Below are 19990 nucleotides of genomic sequence, written 5' to 3' on the forward strand. Positions count from 1 at the left end.
AACAAATTTTAAGAGATTGGGAAATTCATTATGCGTACCCATTACTGTGGTCACCTGAACAAGTCCCTTGCAGGACAAACTGTAGAACTTTGCGGCTGGGTTAACCGTCGCCGTGATTTGGGCGGTCTTATTTTCATCGATATGCGAGATCGTGAAGGCATCGTTCAGGTAGTTGTTGACCCAGATATGGCAGATGCGTATGAAGTAGCTAACACACTTCGTAATGAATTCTGTATCAAGCTAACGGGTGAAGTACGCGTTCGTCCAGACAGCCAAGTAAACAAAGATATGGCAACGGGTGAAGTCGAGATCATTGCGAAAGGTCTTGAAATCATCAACCGTGCTGACGTACTGCCACTAGACTTCAACCAGAAGAACTCAGAAGAGCAGCGTCTTAAGTACCGTTACCTAGACCTACGTCGCCCTGAAATGAGCGACCGCATCAAACTACGTGCAAAAGCGTCTAGCTTTGTTCGTCGCTTCCTAGATGACAACGGTTTCCTAGATATCGAAACGCCAGTACTAACGAAAGCGACACCAGAAGGTGCTCGTGACTACCTAGTGCCAAGCCGTGTTCACAAAGGCAGCTTCTACGCGCTTCCTCAATCTCCACAGCTATTCAAACAGCTACTAATGATGTCTGGTTTTGACCGTTACTACCAAATCGTTAAGTGTTTCCGTGATGAAGACTTGCGTGCTGACCGTCAACCAGAATTCACTCAGATCGATATCGAAACGTCATTCATGACGGCTGAGCAAGTCCGTGCGACTACTGAGAAAATGGTTCGTGATATGTGGCAAGAGCTTCTAGACGTAGATCTAGGCGAGTTCCCAATCATGCCATTCTCTGAAGCGATGCGTCGTTTCGGCAGCGATAAGCCAGATCTACGTAACCCACTAGAGCTAGTTGATGTAGCTGACCTAGTTAAAGACGTAGAGTTCAAAGTATTCTCTGGTCCTGCTAACGATGAGAAAGGCCGTGTGGCTGTTATCCGTGTACCGGGTGGCGCTAAGCTAACTCGTAAGCAAATCGATAGCTACGGCGAGTTTGTAGGCATCTACGGCGCGAAAGGTCTAGCTTGGATGAAGGTTAACGACCGTGCAGCAGGCATGGAAGGCATTCAGTCTCCAGTTGCTAAGTTCCTAAATGAAGACGTAATCAACGGTATTCTAGATCGCACTCAAGCAGAATCTGGCGACATCATTCTATTTGGCGCAGATAAAGCAAACACAGTATCTGAAGCTCTAGGCGCACTTCGTCTGAAACTAGGCATCGATCTAGAACTAACAAACGAGTCTGCATGGGCGCCACTATGGGTTGTTGACTTCCCAATGTTCGAAGAAGATGACGAAGGCAACCTGCACGCGATGCACCACCCATTCACATCGCCACTAGGTGTAAACGCGGAAGAGCTAAAAGCGAACCCAGCAGCGGCTAACTCAAACGCATACGACATGGTTCTAAACGGCTACGAAGTAGGCGGCGGTTCTGTACGTATCCACAACGCAGAAATGCAATCAGCAGTATTCGATATCCTAGGTATTGAAGCTGACGAGCAGCAAGCGAAGTTTGGTTTCCTACTAGACGCACTTAAGTTCGGTACACCGCCACACGCAGGTCTTGCATTCGGTCTTGACCGTCTAGTAATGCTACTTTGTGGTACAGAGAACATCCGTGACGTTATCGCGTTCCCGAAAACAACGAATGCTTCTTGTCTACTAACAGACGCTCCAAGCCTAGCTAACCCAGCTTCGCTTGAAGAACTAGCGATTGCTGTTAAGGCAGCAGAGAAGAAAGAAGAAGAGTAATCTACTCTTCATACTTGAAGTGGCAGCGTTGTTAACTGCGTAAGTTCACCCTAATTACATAGAAAACCTATGCGCATAGGGATGAACTTACTTGTTGCCTAGCTGAAACTCCAATTATTTTGAGTATATGGTTTCGCTGAATAGCAAAAGCCGCTTCAAACGAAGCGGTTTTTTTGTGTCTGGAAGTCCAAACTATATAGCGTCATTCCATAGAGTGACGAAGGAGCGAGTAGGGAATCTCTATAGATGTTCGACTATCTAAAGCTCAATCTCTTTCCATTCACCAGGCTGCAAGTCACCTAGTGTCACATCACCCATCGAATAGCGAATCAAACGCAGGGTAGGGAAGCCTATATTGGCCGTCATACGACGTACTTGGCGGTTACGCCCTTCAATAATCGTAATCGCTAACCATGTGGTTGGAATATTGGCGCGAAAACGAACTGGTGGGTTACGCTCCCACACAGAAGGCTCATCCATCACTTCCACTTTTGCAGGCAGTGTCATGCCATCTTTAAGCTCAACGCCGTTACGTAACTTGTTGAGATCTTCTTCGTTTGGCGCACCGTCCACTTGTACCCAATAGGTTTTTGGCGATTTAGAGCTCGGCTGAGTTAAACGTGCCTGCAAGATGCCATCGTTGGTTAGCATCATTAAACCTTCACTGTCTCGATCTAATCTGCCTGCAGCATAGATATCTTTGACTGGAATATAGTCAGCAAGTGTTTTTCTACCTTCACCATCAGTAAATTGGCTTAAAGTGTCAAAGGGCTTATTAAACACCACCACCTTACGATCTTCTGGCGCGATTTTAGGTTTATTTTTTATAGGCTTACGTCGTTGTCGGGATGAAGAACTATTGACGCTATTTTGATTATTTTTACGTTTAAAACCCGATTGATGCTTTTTTGATGGCGATGAGGATGAGTCACGGCGTGAGCGTGGTGACATGTTAACTACCTTGCAAAAATGTAAATAAAGTGTGGGTGAAAGTATCTAAAGAATCCGATTTGAGCTATCATTTGCGCGCCCAAAAACAGGATTGTTGGACAAGATAATAGACTATTATCGTGTTTTTGTTTAATTATAACTAATCGCTCTCAAGGATGTCGTACTTAAACGACGAAAACAAAAGAGACGGATAAATCGCAACAAGTGAGGGGATTATTCATAACTTGTTAGCGTTCACACACACAGGGCCACGTACCAAGCGGTCCGGTTAGAACAATAGGGAAATTTCATGCCTACAGAAAAACCTACAATTATTTACACTATTACTGATGAAGCACCTGCGCTAGCGACATATTCACTACTACCGATTATTCAGTCGTTTACTGCTTCTTCAGGCATCAATGTTGACACTCGTGATATCTCTCTAGCTGGGCGCATTATTGCTAACTTCCCAGAGCACCTAACTGACGAGCAACGCATTGGTGATGCACTTGCAGAACTAGGTGAACTAGCAAAAACTCCAGAAGCAAACATCATCAAGCTGCCAAACATCTCGGCATCTGTTCCTCAGCTAAAAGCAGCAATTAAAGAGCTTCAAGAGAAAGGCTTCAACCTACCAAACTACCCTGAAGAGCCAAGCACGTACGAAGAAGAAGCGATCAAAACGACGTATGACAAAATTAAAGGTAGTGCGGTAAACCCAGTGCTACGTGAAGGTAACTCTGACCGTCGTGCGCCTCTATCTGTTAAGAACTATGCGAAGAAGAACCCGCATTCAATGGGCGCATGGTCTGCAGACTCTAAATCACACGTTTCTAGCATGACTGGTAACGACTTCTTCGGTAGTGAAAAATCGCACACGGTTGCAGGCGCAACTGACGTTAAGATTGAATTCGTTGCGGCTGACGGCGCAGTGAAAGAGCTTAAAGCTGCTTTCCCTCTACAAGACAAAGAAATCATCGACTGTTCAGTAATGAACAAGAAAGCGCTAGTAGAGTTCTTTGAAGCGCAAATCGCTGAAGCGAAAGAGCAAGACGTTCTGCTTTCACTTCACATGAAAGCGACCATGATGAAAGTCTCTGATCCAGTGATCTTTGGTCACGCGGTTAAGGTTTACTACAAAGATGTATTTGCGAAATACGGCGAGCTGTTTGACAAGCTAGGTGTTGACGTAAACAACGGTATTGGTGACGTTTACGCGAAGATTCAATCACTACCAGCAGCGCAAAAAGAAGAAATTGAAGCGGCGCTTCTAGCGGTTTACGAAACGCAGCCACCGCTAGCGATGGTTGATTCTGACCGTGGTATTACTAACCTACACGTTCCAAGTGACATCATCGTTGACGCGTCTATGCCAGCGATGCTGCGTTCATCTGGCCAAATGTGGGGTCCAGATGGCAAGCAGAAAGATACTAAAGCAATGATCCCTGATCGTAGCTACGCGGGTATCTACCAAGCAGTTATCGACTTCTGTAAAGAGAACGGTGCGTTCAACCCAACAACTATGGGTAGTGTGCCAAACGTCGGCCTAATGGCTCAAAAAGCAGAAGAGTACGGTTCACACGACAAAACATTCATGCTAGATGCGTCTGGTACAGTACGTGTTGTTGATGCGTCAGGTGCAGTACTACTTGAGCAATCAGTAGAGGAAGGCGACATCTTCCGTATGTGTCAGGTGAAAGATGCGCCAATCCAAGATTGGGTTAAGCTTGCAGTAACACGTGCTCGTGCAACAGGTGTTCCAGCAGTATTCTGGTTAGATGAAAACCGTGCACACGATGCTCAGCTAATCAAGAAAGTAAACGCATACCTTCCACAGCACGATACTTCTGGCCTAGAAATCAAGATTCTTGCTCCACTTGAAGCGTGTCAGTTCTCGCTAGTTCGCATTAAAGAAGGTCAAGATACAATCTCAGTAACAGGTAACGTACTACGTGATTACCTAACTGACTTGTTCCCAATCCTAGAGCTAGGTACGTCTGCGAAGATGCTTTCTATCGTTCCGCTAATGAACGGTGGTGGTCTATTTGAAACAGGTGCTGGTGGTTCTGCTCCTAAGCACGTTCAACAAGTAGAGAAAGAAAACCATCTACGTTGGGATTCTCTTGGTGAATTCCTTGCACTAGCGGCATCTTTAGAGCACTTAAGCACAGTAGCGGGTAACGCTAAGGCACAAGTACTTGCCGATGCATTAGATAAAGCAACGGGTGATTTCTTAGACAACAACAAGTCGCCATCGCGTCGTGTTGGTGAACTAGATAACCGTGGTAGCCACTACTACCTAGCGACTTACTGGGCACAAGCTCTTGCAGCGCAAACAGCAGATGCTGACCTAGCCGCTGAGTTTGCTCCTATTGCTGAAGCACTTGCTTCAAATGAAGAGAAGATTGTTGCCGAGCTAAATGATGCGCAAGGTGTTGCAGGTGAACTGGGTGGTTACTATGCGCCAGTATTTGAAAAAGCGGCACCATTGATGCGTCCAAGCGCTACGCTAAACGACATCATCAATGCTTAATCATGCTTGATTGATAGATAAAACAAACCCGCCGAAAGGCGGGTTTTTTATGATCTTTACAACTGATATAAAAGAGTTTGTTATACCAATCTGGATAAGTAAGTGATTTTTACGAACGAAGGATCATTTACGTATTGAGGTTGGTATCTATTATGGCAGCGATTATTTTGCGGGTTGAGCTTCTAGTTGAGCTTCTACAGGTACCACAGAGCTGGCGTGATAGCCTTTAGGTCCTTCTTCCACTTCAAAGTTAACTTGTTGACCCGCTTTCAGAGTACGGTATCCATCCATTTTGATTGTCGAATAGTGCGCGAACACATCTCCATCTTCTCCTTCTGAACAGATAAAACCAAATCCTTTGGCGTTGTTAAACCATTTTACTGTACCTGTAGCCATGCTATACATCCCTCATGCATTTTGTTACTGACGTTGTTTAGGTGTTTACGTTGTTTCCTTGTAAACAGAAAGTGAATTTCCATTCAGCCGCTGCCAAATTTTCAGTCACTATTTGACCAATGTAGCTAATGATGAGGCGCAGTCAATAGGAAAAAGGTATTAAGGTCTACATATTTACAAACAATTCACTTTTGAGATTTACATTTTTGTTACTAATGAATGGTCGCTTCATAGGCATTAATTGGTTTAGTGAATGGTTTTTGGTTTCTTTTTAATCAATTAGATAGATGTAGTCGTTTGATAGAAATCTTTTATTTGCAGCGACTCAAATGCTGCATTAGTCTCTAAGTAAGAACAAAATTTTTTTGTCGCATTTTGTTCTAAATAGTAAGAGCTAAATTCAAAACTTTTGCTTTATGAAGTGGTAAAATTAATAAAGTTCAACATCAACATCGAAAAGCCATGAGCAAACATTTTGAATGGGTTACTCCAGATTCTGATCTACTGGAGTTAGAGAAAACCAAAGTAAAGCCACCGTCCATGTATAACGTTGTACTTAACAACGATGACTACACCCCAATGGACTTTGTAATTGAGATCCTAGAACGTTTTTTTTCTATGGATATCGACAAAGCGACGCAAGTGATGCTCCAGGTGCATTATGAAGGCAAGGCAATTTGTGGCACGTATACTGCAGAAGTTGCTGAGACTAAGGTAGCGCAAGTTACCATGTATTCTAAAGAGAATGAGCATCCTTTGCTTTGTACAATGGAACAAGCCTAACGCTTGTTTGAGCAACTTAAGTTGTTCTTAAAGGAGGTACTTATGCTGAATAAAGAATTAGAGTCGAGTCTGAACGGCGCATTTGCTCGCGCAAGAGACAAACGACATGAGTTTATGACTGTCGAGCACCTCCTGTTAGCATTGTTGGAAAACGATGCTGCGAGAGAAGCTCTGCAAGCCTGCCAAGCGGATATTGACGCATTGCGCAGTGAACTTGACATATTCATTGATCAAACAACCCCACTTATTCCAGAAAATGACGAAACACGTGAGACTCAACCAACCTTGAGCTTCCAACGTGTACTTCAGCGCGCCGTTTTTCATGTTCAGTCTTCTGGGCGCAGCGAAGTGACAGGTGCTAACGTACTCGTCGCGATATTCAGCGAACAAGAATCCCACGCTGCTTACCTGCTTAAGAAAAACGATATCAGCCGTTTAGATATTGTGAACTTTATCTCTCATGGCATAACTAAAGCGTCTAGTTCAGATGAGGATTCTGACTCTTCAGGCTCATTTGGTAGTGAAGCTGTGGAAGAAAACAGTTCCGAAGATCGCCTAGAGAGCTTTGCCACCAATTTGAATCAAATTGCCAAGCAAGGGCAGATTGATCCACTTATTGGCCGTGATAAAGAGCTAGAACGTACCATTCAAGTTCTATGTCGCCGTCGTAAAAACAACCCTTTGCTAGTCGGCGAAGCTGGTGTCGGTAAAACGGCCATTGCTGAAGGTCTTGCTTGGCGCATTGTTGAAGGGCAAGTCCCAGAAATTATTGCCAACAGCGTTATCTATTCGCTAGACATCGGTTCTTTGTTAGCGGGTACTAAGTACCGTGGTGATTTCGAGAAGCGTTTTAAAGCGATCTTGAAACAACTTGAGAAAGAAGACGATGCGATTCTGTTCATAGATGAAATTCATACCATCATCGGTGCGGGTGCGGCGTCGGGTGGTCAGGTTGATGCTGCTAACCTGATCAAGCCATTGCTAAGTAGTGGTAAGTTGCGTTGTATCGGTTCAACGACTTACCAAGAATACAGCACAATTTTTGAGAAAGAACGCGCACTGTCTCGTCGTTTCCAAAAAATTGATGTGGTTGAACCATCACTTGATGACACCACTAAAATCTTGATTGGTCTGAAGCCGAAATACGAAGCGCACCACGAGGTTCGTTATACCAATAAAGCACTACGTGCTGCGGTAGAGCTATCAGCGAAATACATCAACGAGCGTCATTTGCCGGATAAGGCGATTGACGTGATCGATGAAGCCGGTGCTCGCAGCCGTTTAGCACCAGCGAGTCGTCGTAAGAAGACTGTCGGTGTTGCAGACATTGAAGCGATGGTTGCTAAAATGGCGCGTATTCCTGAAAAATCCGTTTCTTCTTCAGACAAAGAGATTCTGCAGAATCTAGATCAGAAAATGAAGATGCTGGTATTTGGTCAAGATGATGCGATTGACGTACTAAGTGAAGCGATCAAGCTAACTCGTGCTGGCCTAGGCGCTGACCATAAGCCCGTTGGTTCATTCCTATTTGCTGGTCCTACGGGGGTTGGTAAAACGGAAGTGACCGTTCAGCTTTCTAAGCTGCTGGGTATTGAGCTGCTTCGTTTTGATATGTCTGAGTATGGCGAACGTCACTCTGTGAGTCGATTGATTGGTGCGCCTCCGGGTTACGTTGGCTACGATCAAGGTGGCCTACTGACTGATGCGGTTATCAAGCATCCTCACTCTGTTGTTCTACTCGATGAGATTGAGAAAGCGCACCCAGATATCTTCAACCTGCTTCTTCAGGTGATGGATAACGGTACGCTAACAGACAACAATGGTCGTAAAGCGGACTTCCGCAATGTGATCCTTGTGATGACCACCAACGCGGGTGTTCAGGAAACGGAGAAGAAATCGATCGGCCTGATCCAACAAGATCACAGCCATGACGCGATGTCAGTGATCAAGAAAGTGTTCACGCCGGAGTTCCGTAACCGTCTTGATAACATCATTTGGTTCAATAGCCTGGATGAACACGTTATTCATCAAGTGGTTGATAAGTTCATTGTTGAACTACAAGCTCAACTTGATGCACGTGGCGTCTCACTTGAGGTCTCCGATGATGCTCGCCATTGGTTAGCTCTGAAAGGCTACGATAAAGCAATGGGCGCCCGTCCAATGGGACGAGCGATTCAAGAGCAGCTTAAGAAGCCGCTGGCGAATGAACTGTTGTTTGGTTCGTTAGTTGATGGGGGTACGGTGAAAGTGAATCTGAAAGATGATGAACTGAAGTTCGAGTATCTCAGTGAGAAAGAAGCCGCGATTCATTAAGATGTAACGATATGAGAAAGCCAGAGCAACTGCTCTGGCTTTTTTTATTGGGTACTAAAGCTATTCAAAGTAGGGCTTAACGGCTTGATAGGAATCCTCAACCGATTGAGGGATCACTTGTTCGCTTTGAAATCCAAGCTGCGGGTACTCTTTAATTCGCTGAAAATCACCCAGCATTGCGGTGATGGTTGTTTCAATATCAATCTCATCATTGAAATAGTCGCAGAATGAAAGCTTAGGGGAGGTGACACAGGCTAGTTGATATGGGCTTGGCCATTGCTTTTCAAACGTGGCTAAAGTGCGTCTTTCCATATAAGGCTTTTGCACCAAGATAAATGAATTGACGTTGATGTTTCGCTCTTTAAGCAGTCGATGAGTGAATTTAACGTTCTCACCAGTATTGGTCGCTTGGTTTTCAATGATGATCGCGTGATGAGGCACCCCCATCGTTTGAGCGATAGCGGCAAAGGTTTCTGCCTCGCTACTTTCAAATGTCCCTTGCGTTAATCGACCGACGCCACCGGAAAAGATCAGCCAATCTGCCCAGCCTTGTAAGTATAAATTCGCAGCGTGCTCTGCTACTCGTATGTCATTGCTGCCCAGTACAAAAATACAGTCTGATTTTTCTAATTGATGATCGAGCTGCATATAGTCCCAAAGGTGTTCGATATGCTGGTAGAGCTTCTTGTTACTCATCCAGTGTTCCTTCTTAAAGCATTTCTAACGTATGTTGGAAATGAAAATGGTATCCCAACTGTATCAATCGATCGGCTACGATGCGTTTGTCAGGTGTTGCTGAGAGAGGAGGAAGCGGGTCATTGCTGCCAGATTGTTCGAGAGCCGCCTGATAAAACTCCGCCTTGCTGACGGTATTAGGTGTGGTGGCATTCACGACTACGTTGGTCGCGTTCAAGGTGACAAAACATGTTGCACCGATAGCATCGTGCAAATGGAGCATGTTGGCTGGGGCCTGATTACTCACTTGCTTTAGTTTGGAGACAAACCGGGCCGGGTTTCTGTCTGGGCCGATAAGACCACTGCAGCGAACAACGCCGTAGCCTAAACCGGAATCAATCAGATATTGCTCTGCTTGGAGCATCACTTTGGCGTTGTCGGTGAAGTCCGCACTGGATTGAGCCAAAGCTAACGTTGCTTGGTCTTCACTCATCTCTTGGGCGATATTTGGATAAACCGTGGTTGAGCTGACCATAACCAAGCGCGCCACGCCAACTTGTTGGCATATCTGGATCAGCTTGTTCCAGTGATGAGCATACTCGTCGCCTTTGCCCTTCCTAAAGCCGGGTGGGAAACAACCAATTACGATATCTGGACTAAGCGCTTTGAGTGACTGTGACAGTACGGAGATATCTTGATTCAGATCGAACTCAAATCCATTCAAGTGTTTTTCAGTGAGCTCTATGACACCCTGTGCAGTAGTGCGACTTACGGAGACTTTATGGCCAAGGTTTTCAAGACATTGTGCGAGTGGTTGTCCTAACCAACCGCCACCAATAACGGTTATCTGCTTCATGACGATTTCCCTAATAGTTGTCTTAATTCGGAGCGTAGATACGCATGGATGGGGTGAGAGCTAAACGCTGGGTGCTGAATAATATCGACGTTTGCATGCCAGCTTAAATTTTCAAACTCTGCAGGTAGACGTACGATGCCACTCTCTTTGAGCCCATAATTGGCAATATGTTTTGGTAGTACGCCCCAGCCAAATCCTTTCTGTACCAACTCTCTTAACATGTAGTAATTATCAGCATACCAAATGTCAGGGCTATAGGCTTTTTGAAAGCTACTGGTCTTGCTATTTTTTGACCTGACCAACAGTTGGCGGTGCAATATCAGTTGATCAATATTACTGACCTTATGTTTAGCAAGAGGGTGATTAGCGCCGACATAAACATCAAACTCAATACTTCCGACAGACTCAAAGTCTAAGCCCGCAGGTAAGGATACCTCGGAGAACATCACTCCTGTCGTTGCTCTCTTTGACTCAACCAGTTCGATCACATCTACGCTGGAGGCGGAAAGGAACTCAAATGTCACGCCAGGAAATTTCTCTGCGACATGTTCGATGACGCTAGAAAGGTTATCCATAGGAATGCCTTCGTCCACCGCTAAGCTTAATTGTGTCGATTCATCGTTGGCTATCTGGGTGATGCTTTGGCGCAATCGGTAATGCTGCTGTAGTAAAGCGTGCGCATGAGGTAACAGCTTCTCCCCGTTGGTAGTGAGCTTTGGGTAACGGGATGAACGATCAAATAGTTCCAGTCCGCTGTCGATCTCAAGGTTCATAATGTGTTGGCTAATTGCCGATTGCACTTTGTTTAGCGACCTTGCCGCCGCCGAAAAGGACCCTTGTTCGACCGTGGCAACAAACGCTTCTAGCTGTTCAATACTAAACATATCACTTTTACTGATGGTATCTAATTATATTACATCTTTAATATAGATGATAATGAGTGCATCGACTATGACATTGATTGGAAAATTGAAATGAACAAGCAAGAGAGAATATTTCACGCAGTAGTATTTGAAGCGTTGGCGTTAGCGATGATCGTGCCAGTTTCAGCGTTAATCACAGGCAAAGGCACCAGTGACTTAGCGTTTGTCGGTATTGGACTCAGCCTGTTTACCGTGGTTTGGAACTACTACTACAACCTGATGTTTGATCGCGTGTTTGGCCAAGACAGAGAAAACCGTTCATTGAAAATGCGTATTGGGCATACTGCCGGGTTTGAAGGAGGGCTTATCTTTATCACCGTTCCTTCCATTGCATGGTTTTTGCAAATCACTATTGGCCAAGCTTTATTGCTAGAAGCCGGTTTCTTGGTGTTTTTCTTCTTTTATGCGACCGCATTTAACTGGGGCTATGATCGTATTCAGCCATATCAGCGTTGGATTCAGAATCAAAGAGTGTCGTAATTGAATGGAATAGGGGAAGTACGACAAAGGGGATAAGAGCTTGGTAGGACACCAAGCTCTGATTTAGCTGTAATCGGAGTCGCTTAGCTAGACAGCACTCTTAGAATTTTATCTGCGTGTTCTGCGATTTCGATACCTTCATCAGTTAGGTAACCACCATCTGGTAACGTGCATAGGCCCTTCTCATAAAGACGTTGGACTGCCGCCTGCATTTCTTCGGACGCATCATGATGAACTTTAATCCCCGTCGCAGCACTGCTGATATCAAATTGAAGCAGAAGGTTAAGTTCAGACATATATTCAGGCGTAAGTTTCATATTTAATTCCTTCATAGAAAGTACTTATCTCAACTTAATCAGGATGTTGGAAATCAGCAACTTTATCCATTGAGAAATGTTAGCCATCCCTTACTTTCTAGAAAAGAATCAGGCGATTTGGTGTCTGAGTAATCGAATGCCAACAGATTAGACCCAAATCAAAGATTAATCAGAATTACCCTGTTGGGGGATGGTTATTCACTTTTAATAGCGAAACTGCATATTAAATCAGGTTATTATGAATAATCAGCCTAAAGTGACTGTGAGATACAGAAATTTATACCTGTATATTTCTAAGCTTATGAATTTTAAATAGTAATGTTTAAATCTAAGTGGTTCGTTTATCTAATTTTAGCAGCGTGTTTTGATTCAATTAGCGAAAGTTTCCTTAAGATTAAAAACATTTTGTTTAACGCAACCAATTAGCGCTTGAATTTGATCACAAATCACGTAATTATCCGCGGCCAATAACCCACATGTTGCAAAATGTTTCGTAATGATAAATCTAAACCAGTTTGATTCTTTACTTCCTCCTCAAATGGCAGAGCGTGCGGCGGAAATTGGCGTAGGCAAAGCAACCAAAGACCCAATGAAGTCTTTCTTATTGGCAATATCTGCTGGAATTCATATCGGTATTGCTTTTGTGTTCTACACCATAGTAACGACCGGAGCAGGTGACTTGCCGTGGGGCATCACACGCTTACTTGGCGGCTTAGCGTTTAGCTTAGGTTTGATCTTAGTGGTTGTAACTGGTGGTGAGCTTTTTACCAGTTCAGTACTGACGCTGGTTGCTCGCGCGAGTGGCAAGATTACGTGGAAATGTTTATTTAAGAACTGGGCAGTGGTTTACGGCGGTAACTTAATCGGCGCACTGTTGCTTGTCGTTTGTATGCTGCTGACCAAGCAATACATGTTTGATCACGGCCAAGTCGGCTTAAATGCGATGGCCATTTCTCAGCATAAAATGCATCACACTTTCTTATCTGCAGTTGCACTTGGTGTAATGTGTAATGTACTGGTTTGTATTGCGGTGTGGATGACATTCAGTGCTCGTACATTGACAGATAAGATTGCAGTTATGATTTTACCAGTGGCAATGTTCGTTTCTGCTGGCTTCGAGCACTGTATTGCAAATATGTTCCAAGTTCCGATGGCGATTGGTATTAAGAACTTTGCGCCAGCTGAATTTTGGCAAATGACAGGCGCGAATATCGCAGACTACGCGGATCTAAACATGATCGATTTCATCACCAATAACCTAATTCCAGTGACGCTTGGTAACATCATTGGTGGTGGTGTGTTTGTCGGCATGTGGTACTGGCTAATCTACCTTCGCGACTAATTAGACGTACAGAGATGATTCATAAGACTCACTTAGGTGGGTCTTTTTTGTTTGTGGAGAAAGTTCGAACCCATCGAATGAAGCTAGTGGGGCAGGTGTGGTGATCAACCAATCATGAAGATCGGGTGAATTTGTCTTCACCACTCCGAATTCATTGCTGTCGACACTATTAGACATGGTCATTGCCTCTCTTTGTTCGCATTGTGAACACAATAGAAGGGGGGAATGACAAAATTATTACGTCTCACGAATTAATCGATATGCGCCTGAATGCAAAAGAAATTTTTGTTGACCTTGATGGCAAAGTCAGTACGCCAGATTGTTTGCGAAGTATCACCACGGTTATCCACAGAATCTGTGGATAAGATCTTTAATCGTTTGTTCATGGAACAAAAGATCGGGCAGATTACTGTGATCTAACCAAGATCTTCCCCTGATTATTGATGCAATTTCGTACCGTCAGTCGTAGTGAAAGTGTGATAGAAATGGACATCATGACGAAGATCGCCACCATGATCATGATCTGATATTTAATGGCGACAATTGGGCTCGCCCCCCCAAGAATTTGGCCTGTCATCATCCCTGGTAACGTGACAAGTCCGCTGGTGGTCATTGTGGCTAGCGTCGGGGCGAGAGAGCGCTGAATGGCTTCTCTGACAAAAGGTAAAGTGGCGTACTCTTTAGATGCTCCTAATGAAATCGCCGCTTGATACTCTCCTTGTCTCTCTTCTAAAGCGCTAAAAAAGCTTTGTAATGAGACGATATTTCCACTCATTGAGTTACCAAGCAACATACCAGCTAATGGGACTAAATATTGCGCATTATAGAGTGGCGTAGGTTGTATGATGGCGAGGGTAATAATAGATAAGACAGGTAAAAGGCCTAGAAGTAGACCGATGACTACAGGCATGATCATAGGCTTTCTTGGCAGTTTTGCCTTGGAAATGATCGCACTAGCGCCAATCAACATCATCAGGGCAATCCAGACGATATTGATCATGAAACTGTTAAGGGTAAACAGGTACTCAAGGTAGACCCCAACAAGCAGTAATTGCAGTGTCATTCGACCAACACTCAGCAAGATTTCTTGACTGATTTTTAGTTGGTAGAGCCGACTAATGGCGAGAGGAATTGCTAACAAACTGAAAAATAAAGCTAATGTTAGCCAAGGTATATCGACCACGCTTTCCATAAATCCTCCCTACAACAATCAGTGTATTGTACTGATTATTGTCGTCGAGTCACCATGCCTTAATTTTGAAAAAATGACGATTTATCACCTAGCATTGAAACAACTCGGTTACAAATAGACTAAAATTAGCACGTAATGTCTGTGCCTCTAAAGTGGTAGATGTTACATTTGTTAAGTCAGTGTTGTGATGAATGGTGGTTTTTTGCTGCCAATTGTCTGTTAACAATTGTTCATAAGGTTTGGTTTATTTACATATAAAATTGTAATTAAACACATCTCTGGATGAGCTCAAAAAAGTGTTGAATAACAACGACTGATGGGTCGGAATTGATTGAACCCTACTTATAGTATGGTCTAACATTTCCATCTAGAGATAGAAGAAAATTTAGCTCAATTATAAGAGCTAACCAAATAACACTAGATACAAAATAGGCAAATGTATGAGTGATGTTAATAAAATCGAGAGTGGTGAAAAACGCTCTTTGGAGTGGAAGTCTTTCCTCTTCATCGCGGTCGTTCTCTTCCCTGTGTTGAGTGTGGCATTTGTTGGCGGTTACGGATTCCTTGTATGGGCAATGCAAGTGTTCTTCTTTGGACCTCCAGGTGCACACGGCATGTAAGCTGTGAGCTCATTTCCACATTTTTGAACAGATTTTAAGAGAGCAAACTATGAAATCATTTATCATCAAGCTGTGGCGTACAATGACGCGTCCTGCAGTTCATATCAGCCTTGGTGTGCTGACTATGGGCGGCTTTATTGCTGGTGTTATTTTCTGGGGTGGCTTTAACACAGCACTTGAAGCGACCAACACAGAAGAGTTCTGTATCAGCTGTCACACAATGCGTGATAACGTTTATGTAGAGCTACAAGAAACCGTTCACTGGAAAAACCACTCTGGTGTTCGTGCGACATGTCCTGATTGTCACGTACCACATAACTGGACTGACAAAATTGCACGTAAAATGCAGGCATCTAAAGAAGTATTCGCTCAAGTATTTGGTAACTACGATGAACCAGGTGTGTTTGAAGAGCGCCGTATCGAACTTGCTAAACACGAATGGGATCGTTTCTCTGCAAACAAATCTTTAGAGTGTAAAAACTGTCACAACTACGAATCTATGGATTTTGAGCAAATGTCTCCAACTGCTCGCATCCAAATGAAGCAAGCAGCAGAGAAAGATCAAAGCTGTGTTGACTGTCACAAGGGTATTGCGCACAAACTTCCAGCTGGTATGGACAGCATCGGTGGTATTGTTGGCGATCTTGAAGGTCTAGCTTCGAACACTAACTACGGTGTTGGTCAGTCTCTAGTGAGCGTTCGCCATCTACCTATCTACTTCGATGCTGAAGGTAAAACAGAAGCGGGTCTATTAAATCCTGCATCAGTAGTTAAAGTTCTTGCTGATAAAGGCGATTACGCAGAGATCGAAATCGACGGTTGGCGTAAAGCGAAAGGCTTTGGTCGTGTAATTCAAGAAGACTTTGGTAAGAACATTGCGGTTGCTTCACTACTTAAAGAAGCGTCAACAGACAGCAACGTTGTTACAACCGGCGAGAAAAAAGTGGATGAGCTAACAGGTCTTCCATGGGAGAAAGTGGCGGCGAAAGTATGGATCAAGAAAGAATCTATGCTGAACGACATTACGCCTGTATGGGAAAAATCAGCTGAAGCATACAAAACTAACTGTTCAGTATGTCACACGCAGCCTGACGAAGCGCACTTCGATGCGAACACATGGCCTGGTATGTTTGACGGTATGCTTGCATTCGTTAACCTAGACACAGACAGCGAAGCACTGATCTTGAAGTACCTACAGAAGCACTCTTCAGATTATGCTGAAGGCCACCACTAATAAGCGTCGGATTGGAGTAAATTAAATGGCTATTTCACGAAGAAGTTTTCTTAAAGGTGTTGCGACGACAAGTGCAGCATCAGTAATCGGTCCAAGCTTATTGGCATCAGCATCTGCAAGTGCAGCTGAGTCTACAGGTACTTGGAAGGTTTCAGGTTCACACTGGGGCGCGTTCCGCGCCCACATCTACGCGGGTAAAGTTCAAGAGATTAAAGCACTTGAGCTTGATAAGAACCCAACTGAGATGTTGAACGGTATTAAAGGCATTATCTACAGCCCATCACGTGTTCGTTACCCAATGGTACGTCTAGATTGGCTGAAAAAGCACAAGTACAGTGCAGATACACGCGGTGACAACCGTTTTATCCGTGTAACTTGGGATGAAGCACTTGACCTGTTCTACCGTGAACTAGAACGTGTACAGAAAGATTACGGTCCATGGGCTCTACACGCTGGTCAAACAGGTTGGAACCAGACTGGTGCATTCAACAACTGTACAGCTCATATGCAACGTGCTGTTGGTATGCATGGTAACTTCATCACTAAAGTGGGTGACTACTCAACAGGTGCTGGTCAAACAATCCTACCTTACGTTCTAGGTTCTACAGAAGTATACGCACAAGGTACTTCTTGGTCTGAAATCCTAGAAAACGCAGACAATATCGTTCTTTGGGCAAACGACCCAGTGAAGAACCTGCAAGTAGGTTGGAACTGTGAAACGCACGAATCTTTTGACTACCTAGCTCAACTAAAAGAGAAAGTAGCAAAAGGCGAGATCAACGTTCTTTCTGTTGACCCAGTTAAGAACAAGACTCAGCGTTACCTAGATAATGATCACCTGTACATCAACCCGCTAACAGACGTAGCATTCATGCTTGCTGTTGCGCACGTGCTGTACAACGAAGACCTATACGACAAGAAGTTCATTGAAACTTACTGTCTAGGCTTTGACGAGTTCATCCAGTACGTTCAGGGTGAGACAAAAGACAAAGTTGTTAAAACGCCTGAATGGGCTGCTGAGATCTGTGGCGTTAAAGCTGACAAGATCCGCGAATTTGCTCGCATGCTCGTAAATGGCCGTACACAGATCCTGATGGGTTGGTGTATTCAGCGTCAGGAACACGGTGAGCAGCCTTACTGGGCAGCAGCGGTTGTTGCAGCAATGGTTGGTCAAATTGGTCTACCTGGTGGCGGTATCTCTTACGGTCACCACTACTCAAGCATCGGTGTTCCTTCTACTGGTTTTGCTGGCCCTGGTGGTTTCCCTCGTAACTTAGATACAGGTATGAAGCCAAAATGGGACAACAACGACTTTAACGGTTACAGCCGCACAATTCCTGTTGCGCGTTGGATCGACTGTCTACTTGAACCAGGTAAAGAGATCCGTTACAACGGCGGTAAAGTTAAACTGCCTGACTTCAAGATGATGGTTATCTCGGGCAACAACCCGTGGCACCACCACCAAGATCGTAACCGCATGAAGAAAGCATTTAAGAAGCTTCAAACGGTTGTGACGATTGAGTTTGCTTGGACTGCAACTTGTCGTTTCTCTGATATCGTGCTTCCTGCATGTACTCAGTGGGAACGTAACGACATCGACGTTTACGGTTCATACTCAAGCAAAGGCCTGATCGCAATGCATCGCTTAGTGGATCCTCTGTTCCAATCTAAGCCTGACTTCCAGATCATGAGTGAACTGACTCAACGCTTTGGCCGTCGTGATGAATACACACGTGGCATGAGTGAAATGGAGTGGATCGAAAGTCTATACAATGACTGTCGTGCTTCGAACAAAGGTAAGTTCGAGATGCCAGACTTCAATGAATTCTGGGAGACGAGCGTACTAGACTTCGGTCAAGGTAAGCCTTGGGTTCGTCACGCTGACTTCCGTCAAGATCCAGAAATCAATCCACTGGGTACACCTTCTGGTTTCATCGAGATCACTTCTCGTAAGATCGGTCGTTACGGTTACGAACACTGTCAAGAGCACCCAATGTGGTTCGAGAAATCTGAACGTTCACACGGTGGTCCTGGTTCTGACAAACACCCATACTGGCTGCAATCTTGTCACCCAGACAAGCGTCTGCACTCTCAGATGTGTGAATCAGAAGAGTTCCGTGCAACTTACGCTGTTCAAGGTCGTGAGCCTGTATACATCAACCCGGTTGATGCGAAAGCGAAAGGCATTAAAGATGGTGACCTAGTACGCGTATTCAACGACCGTGGTCAGCTTCTAGCGGGCGCAGTTGTGACTGATAGCTACCCACGTGGCGTTATCCGTATTGAAGAAGGTGCTTGGTACGGCCCTCTAAACGAGAAAGAAGGCGCTATCTGTACTTACGGCGATCCAAATACGCTGACTCAAGACATCGGTTCTTCTGAGCTAGCTCAGGCGACCTCTGCGAACACATGTATCGTAGATTTCGAGAAGTTCACTGGTAAAGTTCCCCCAGTTACTTCATTCGGTGGTCCAATCGAAGTCGCGTAATCCAACGTAGTTGAATGAAAATACCAGCCAATAGGCTGGTATTTTTTTATCTTAAGGAAATGCGATCCCATATTTCTCCCTGAGCAATTTCATTTGAGCCGCTCCATGCTGTTTAAAATATAGGTTTAACGCGTTGACGATCTCTTGTGCTTGGGGGTGAGTTCTTCTCACAGCTGCATGTACCGGTGATGAGTCTAAAAACTTCCGGCTGAAATGGAGCTGCTCGGCTTCTATACCCATCTCCTTTATTGTCCATCGGCCAACAATCTCATCGGTCACCAGTACATCAGCACGTGAAGAAAGCAGTAAGCGAATACTATTTGGTAGATCTATCGAGCTCACTCGGTACATATGCTGATAATTGCTCAACTTTGCTGCGTAGGCATAGCCATTTATCATGGCGACGCGCTTTTCTTTTAAGTCCTCAATGGAGTGATACTCAAAACCGACCTCAACAGGAGAGACAACCGCCATCTGGTTATACATGTATGGCTCAGTAAATAGGTACTCTTGATCTCTTTTGGGTGTTTTCCAGATAGCGACAATGATGTCGCTCTTTCCTCTTAGCGTCTCTTTAAGAATTCTTGCCCACGGTTTTTCAACAAACTCAACCTGATACCCAGCGTTTATTAATCCTTCCATGACGAGGTCATGTGCAATGCCTCTCCCTTGAGGAGAGTTCATGATAAAGGGAGGCCAAGCCGTTTGCGCGACTCGAAGTACTGAAGCGAAACTGGATATAGAAAAAGCATAAAAAAACAGCACACAAAAGAGGATATACCCGCGAATAGACACCTGATCCTCCTAAATAAAGACACTATTAGAAAGTGTAGACGAGAGTAATAAAGTCAAAGATTTTTAGTTAAATCTCATTTATTAAGAAAATGAATGAACTTTTCTTGCTATCTGTAAACACTAAGTGGTTTTAGGTGTTTTTATGAATTTAACAGAAACGGTGTGATTTCATTCACTTTATTTGATGGTTTTTGGTTGTTATTTGTTCGCTTGCGCGTGGTTTTTAGAAATTTACCGTGCTTTCTTGGTTTGTTTCTTATCTATTTTTTGATCGTTTTATTTGTCAATCATTGGTTGTGGG

At 44.3% G+C, this 19990-nt stretch carries 17 protein-coding genes; 9 read left to right on the forward strand and 8 right to left on the reverse strand.

Translation table 11 applies throughout. The features are described 5' to 3' along the window. The first annotated feature begins 30 nt into the window (after nucleotides 1-30). The gene (aspS, locus tag ACHUFZ_RS11410; RefSeq protein ID WP_394127265.1) at nucleotides 31-1809 is read left to right on the forward strand and encodes an aspartate--tRNA ligase; all 1779 of its coding nucleotides are present in this window, start codon (nucleotides 31-33) and stop codon (nucleotides 1807-1809) included. Between the two features lie 258 nt (nucleotides 1810-2067). Here the strand turns inward: aspS and ACHUFZ_RS11415 are convergent, their stop codons facing one another. Continuing rightward, nucleotides 2068-2760, reverse strand: coding sequence for a pseudouridine synthase (locus ACHUFZ_RS11415; RefSeq protein WP_394127266.1), 693 nt, complete (start codon nucleotides 2758-2760; stop codon nucleotides 2068-2070). 289 nt (nucleotides 2761-3049) lie between these two features. Between ACHUFZ_RS11415 and ACHUFZ_RS11420 the strand changes: the two genes are divergently transcribed. Continuing rightward, the gene (locus ACHUFZ_RS11420; RefSeq protein WP_394127267.1) at nucleotides 3050-5275 is read left to right on the forward strand and encodes an NADP-dependent isocitrate dehydrogenase; all 2226 of its coding nucleotides are present in this window, start codon (nucleotides 3050-3052) and stop codon (nucleotides 5273-5275) included. A 162-nt stretch (nucleotides 5276-5437) separates the two neighbouring features. Here ACHUFZ_RS11420 and cspD read toward each other — a convergent pair whose 3' ends face one another. Further along, a complete protein-coding gene (gene cspD, locus ACHUFZ_RS11425) occupies nucleotides 5438-5671 on the reverse strand; it encodes a cold shock domain-containing protein CspD (RefSeq protein WP_394127268.1) in 234 nt (77 codons plus the stop codon). A 462-nt stretch (nucleotides 5672-6133) separates the two neighbouring features. Between cspD and clpS the strand changes: the two genes are divergently transcribed. Both clpS and clpA read left to right on the forward strand, forming a co-directional pair. After that, nucleotides 6134-6454 (forward strand): ATP-dependent Clp protease adapter ClpS, encoded by a 321-nt coding sequence (gene clpS, locus ACHUFZ_RS11430; protein WP_006879492.1) that lies wholly within the window; start codon nucleotides 6134-6136, stop codon nucleotides 6452-6454. Between the two features lie 42 nt (nucleotides 6455-6496). Further along, nucleotides 6497-8767 (forward strand): ATP-dependent Clp protease ATP-binding subunit ClpA, encoded by a 2271-nt coding sequence (gene clpA, locus ACHUFZ_RS11435; protein WP_394127269.1) that lies wholly within the window; start codon nucleotides 6497-6499, stop codon nucleotides 8765-8767. 60 nt (nucleotides 8768-8827) lie between these two features. Here the strand turns inward: clpA and ACHUFZ_RS11440 are convergent, their stop codons facing one another. Genes ACHUFZ_RS11440 through ACHUFZ_RS11450 form a run of 3 tightly spaced genes read right to left on the reverse strand, consistent with a single transcriptional unit; the run spans nucleotide 8828 to nucleotide 11182 of the window. Further along, nucleotides 8828-9463 carry a YdcF family protein gene (locus tag ACHUFZ_RS11440; protein WP_394127270.1) on the reverse strand — a complete coding sequence of 212 codons (636 nt, stop codon included), beginning with the start codon at nucleotides 9461-9463 and terminating at the stop codon, nucleotides 8828-8830. A gap of 13 nt (nucleotides 9464-9476) precedes the next feature. Next, nucleotides 9477-10298, reverse strand: a complete 822-nt coding sequence (locus ACHUFZ_RS11445; RefSeq protein WP_394127271.1) for an NAD(P)H-binding protein — start codon at nucleotides 10296-10298, stop codon at nucleotides 9477-9479. Then, the gene (locus ACHUFZ_RS11450; RefSeq protein WP_394127272.1) at nucleotides 10295-11182 is read right to left on the reverse strand and encodes a LysR family transcriptional regulator; all 888 of its coding nucleotides are present in this window, start codon (nucleotides 11180-11182) and stop codon (nucleotides 10295-10297) included. The genes ACHUFZ_RS11445 and ACHUFZ_RS11450 overlap by 4 nt, the downstream gene beginning before the upstream one ends. 90 nt (nucleotides 11183-11272) lie before the next feature. Between ACHUFZ_RS11450 and ACHUFZ_RS11455 the strand changes: the two genes are divergently transcribed. Next, nucleotides 11273-11701, forward strand: a complete 429-nt coding sequence (locus ACHUFZ_RS11455) for a PACE efflux transporter (protein ID WP_134834471.1) — start codon at nucleotides 11273-11275, stop codon at nucleotides 11699-11701. 83 nt (nucleotides 11702-11784) lie between these two features. On the opposite strand, the gene ACHUFZ_RS11460 is transcribed toward ACHUFZ_RS11455, so the two are convergent. Then, entirely contained in the window at nucleotides 11785-12018 is a 234-nt protein-coding gene (locus ACHUFZ_RS11460) for a TIGR02647 family protein (protein WP_053438508.1), read from the reverse strand. A gap of 499 nt (nucleotides 12019-12517) precedes the next feature. Here ACHUFZ_RS11460 and focA point away from each other — a divergent pair, with 499 nt between their 5' ends. Then, nucleotides 12518-13360: a formate transporter FocA gene (focA, locus tag ACHUFZ_RS11465; RefSeq protein ID WP_394127339.1), complete on the forward strand. Its 843-nt coding sequence runs from the start codon at nucleotides 12518-12520 to the stop codon at nucleotides 13358-13360. Nucleotides 13361-13766: 406 nt separating this feature from the next. Here the strand turns inward: focA and ACHUFZ_RS11470 are convergent, their stop codons facing one another. Further along, nucleotides 13767-14552 (reverse strand): ABC transporter permease, encoded by a 786-nt coding sequence (locus ACHUFZ_RS11470; protein ID WP_394127273.1) that lies wholly within the window; start codon nucleotides 14550-14552, stop codon nucleotides 13767-13769. Between the two features lie 440 nt (nucleotides 14553-14992). Here ACHUFZ_RS11470 and torE point away from each other — a divergent pair, with 440 nt between their 5' ends. Genes torE through torA form a run of 3 tightly spaced genes read left to right on the forward strand, consistent with a single transcriptional unit; the run spans nucleotide 14993 to nucleotide 18894 of the window. Then, nucleotides 14993-15172: a trimethylamine N-oxide reductase system protein TorE gene (gene torE / locus ACHUFZ_RS11475; RefSeq protein WP_004413423.1), complete on the forward strand. Its 180-nt coding sequence runs from the start codon at nucleotides 14993-14995 to the stop codon at nucleotides 15170-15172. 49 nt (nucleotides 15173-15221) lie between these two features. Then, nucleotides 15222-16406: a pentaheme c-type cytochrome TorC gene (torC, locus tag ACHUFZ_RS11480; protein ID WP_394127274.1), complete on the forward strand. Its 1185-nt coding sequence runs from the start codon at nucleotides 15222-15224 to the stop codon at nucleotides 16404-16406. Between the two features lie 25 nt (nucleotides 16407-16431). Continuing rightward, nucleotides 16432-18894: a trimethylamine-N-oxide reductase TorA gene (torA, locus tag ACHUFZ_RS11485; protein WP_394127275.1), complete on the forward strand. Its 2463-nt coding sequence runs from the start codon at nucleotides 16432-16434 to the stop codon at nucleotides 18892-18894. 51 nt (nucleotides 18895-18945) lie between these two features. On the opposite strand, the gene ACHUFZ_RS11490 is transcribed toward torA, so the two are convergent. After that, a complete protein-coding gene (locus ACHUFZ_RS11490) occupies nucleotides 18946-19689 on the reverse strand; it encodes a substrate-binding periplasmic protein (RefSeq protein WP_394127276.1) in 744 nt (247 codons plus the stop codon). Nucleotides 19690-19990 lie beyond the last annotated feature (301 nt).

Source organism: Vibrio hepatarius (genome assembly GCF_043642085.1).
Lineage (GTDB): Bacteria > Pseudomonadota > Gammaproteobacteria > Enterobacterales > Vibrionaceae > Vibrio > Vibrio hepatarius_C.